The 3,030-nt window shown below is 70.0% G+C and carries 1 protein-coding gene; it reads right to left on the minus strand.

Annotation, left to right across the window (positions count from 1 at the left end):
- The coding region (locus ABZ260_RS49265; RefSeq protein WP_355632380.1) for a beta-ketoacyl synthase N-terminal-like domain-containing protein at positions 1–3,030 on the minus strand (3,030 nt) is incomplete at both ends.

Here is a 3,030-nt window from a genome sequence, read left to right on the forward strand (position 1 = left end):
CTCACCTCCGCCAGGACCTGGGCCAGCTCTTCGGAGATCAGATCCACCTGCGCCGAATGCGAGGCGTAATCCACCGCGATCCGCCGCACCCGCACCCCCTCCTCGACCAACCGCTCGACCAACTCCTCGACCGCTTGGACCTCACCGGCCACCACCACCGAGTTCGGGCCGTTCACCGCCGCCACCGACACCCCCTCCACCAAAACGGCCTCAACCCGCTCCACCGGCAACGCCACCGACGCCATCGCCCCCAACCCCGCCAACCGCTCCCCGATCAACCGGCTACGCAACGCCACCACCCGCGCGCCGTCCCGCAACGACAACCCACCGGCCACCACCGCCGCCGCGATCTCACCCTGCGAATGCCCCACCACCGCATCCGGACGAACCCCCAACGACTCCCACACCGCCGCCAACGACACCATCACCGCGAACGACACCGGCTGCACCACATCCACCCGATCCAGCGACGGAGCACCCTCGCTCTGCCGGACCACCTCCAGCAACGACCAGTCCACGAACGGCTCCAACGCCGCCGCACACTCCGCCATCCGCCCCGCGAACACCGCCGACTCCTCCAACAGAGCAGCACCCATCCCCACCCACTGCGCCCCCTGACCAGGGAACACCCACACCATCCGGCCGTCCACATCGGCCACACCCCGCACCACACCGGGCACCGACTCACCCGCACTCAGCGCACCCACACCCGCCAGCAGCCCCCCACGATCCCCGCCGACCACCACCCCACGGTGCTCGAACACCGACCGCGACCCCACCAACGAGAACGCCGTATCCACCAGACCCAGCTCACCACGCGTGTCCATGAACGCCGCCAGACGACCCGCCTGCGCCCGCAGCGCCTCCTCGGTCTTGCCCGACACCACCCACGGCACCACAGCCACGGCCGAACCGGCATCACCGGCCTCCGGTTCCGCGACCTGCGGCCCCTGCTCCAAAATCATGTGCGCGTTGGTGCCACTGATCCCGAACGACGACACCCCCGCCCGACGCGGGCGGCCCATATCCGGCCAGTCCATGGTCTCCGTCAGCAGTTCCACCGCGCCCGAGGCCCAGTCCACATGCGAGGACGGCTCGTCCACATGCAGCGTCTTGGGCAGCACCCCGTGCTGGAGAGCCATGACCATCTTGATCACGCTCGCCACACCCGCCGCCGACTGCGCGTGCCCGAGATTCGACTTGATCGCCCCCAACAGGATCGGCCGGTCCTCGGGCCGCTCCTGCCCGTACGTCGCCAGCAGGGCCTGCGCCTCGATCGGGTCACCCAGCGTGGTCCCCGTACCGTGCGCCTCCACCACGTCAACCTCGGCGGGAGACAGCCCGGCGACAGCCAGCGCCTGACGGATCACCCGCCGCTGCGAAGGACCGTTCGGCGCCGTCAACCCATTGGACGCACCGTCCTGGTTCATCGCCGAACCACGTACCACCGCCAGCACCTGGTGGCCGTTGCGCTGAGCGTCCGACAGCCGCTCCAGCATCACCAGGCCGACGCCCTCGGACCATCCGATGCCGTCCGCCGAGTCGGAGAACGCCTTACACCGGGCATCCTGCGCCAGCCCGCCCTGCTCACCGAACTCCGCGAACGCCGCGAGAGTCGTCATCACCGTCACACCGCCGGCCAGGGCCAGCGAGCACTCCCCATTGCGCAACGCCTGTGCCGCCATGTGGATGGTCACCAGTGACGACGAACACGCGGTGTCCACCGTCACCGCCGGCCCCTCCAGCCCGAAGGTGTAGGAGATCCGGCCGGAGGCCACGCTACCCATCAGGCCGGTCATGATGTACCCGAGAGACTCCTCCCCGGGTGTGTAGCCCGAGCCTGAGGCACCGATGAAGACGCCGGTCTCGCTGCCACGCAACGAGTCCGGGTCGATGCCCGCGCGTTCGAGAACCTCCCAGGCTGTCTCCAGCAGCACCCGCTGCTGCGGATCCATCGCCAGCGCCTCGCGCGGTGAGATCCGGAAGAACTCCGCGTCGAACCCGGGTGCGTCGGAAACGAACCCGCCCTTCAGGCCCAGACTGCTGTAGCCTTCCCAGCCGCGGCCGGCCGGCAGCGGGGTCATCACGTCCTGCCCCTCGACGACCAGCCGCCACAGGTCCTCCGGAGAGCTCACCTCTCCGGGATAACGGCAGGCCATCGAGACGATGACGATCGGGTCGTCCCCGACCGAGACCGCGGCCACCGGCAGGATCGCGTCGCCGTGCGCGCCGAGCACCTCGCTCAGCAGGTACTCACCGAGCGCGGCGGGGGTGGGGTAGTCGAAGACGAGGGTGGAGGGCAGGCGCAGCCCGGTGGCCACGTTGAGCCGGTTGCGCAACTCGATCGCGGTCAGCGAGTCGAAGCCCAGCTCACGGAACTCCCGCCTGACGTCCACCGCCGTAGAGTCGGAGTGTCCCAGAACGGCGGCGGCCTGAGTGCGGACCAGATCGGTCATGAACCGGGTCCGGTCGGCCTGCGTCAGCCCGGCCAACTGCCGCACCAACGCTCCTTCGTCCACCGCACGCGCCACCGCTGCTGTACGGCGGGTGCCGCGCACCAGCCCACGCAACAGCGGCGGCACCAGCTGAGCGGGCATCGCCGGTATGTTCAGCAGGACCGGAAGAACCAGTGGTGCATCCGACCCCAGGGCCGCGTCCAACAGCGCCATACCCTGCTCGGTGCTGATCAGCGGCAGCCCGGCCGCGGTGATTCGCTGCACATCGGCCTGCGACATACTCCCGGTCATCCCGGTCTCTTGAGCCCACAGCCCCCACGCCAGCGACAGCCCCGGCAACCCCTGAGCCCGACGCCGCGCCATCAACCCATCCAGCCATACATTGGCCGCCGCGTAGTTGCCCTGCCCCGCGGTGCCCGTCACGCCTGCGAACGAGGAGAACACCACGAACCCGGCCAGGTCCAGGCCCTGGGTCAGCTCGTGCAGATGCCAGGCCGCGTCCACCTTCGGCCGCAACACCCCGGCCAGCCGCTCCGGCGAGCGCGGGTACCACCGCGGCCAGTGCCCCCGTGCC

This window comes from Streptosporangium sp. NPDC006013 (genome assembly GCF_040614275.1).
GTDB lineage: Bacteria > Actinomycetota > Actinomycetes > Streptosporangiales > Streptosporangiaceae > Streptosporangium.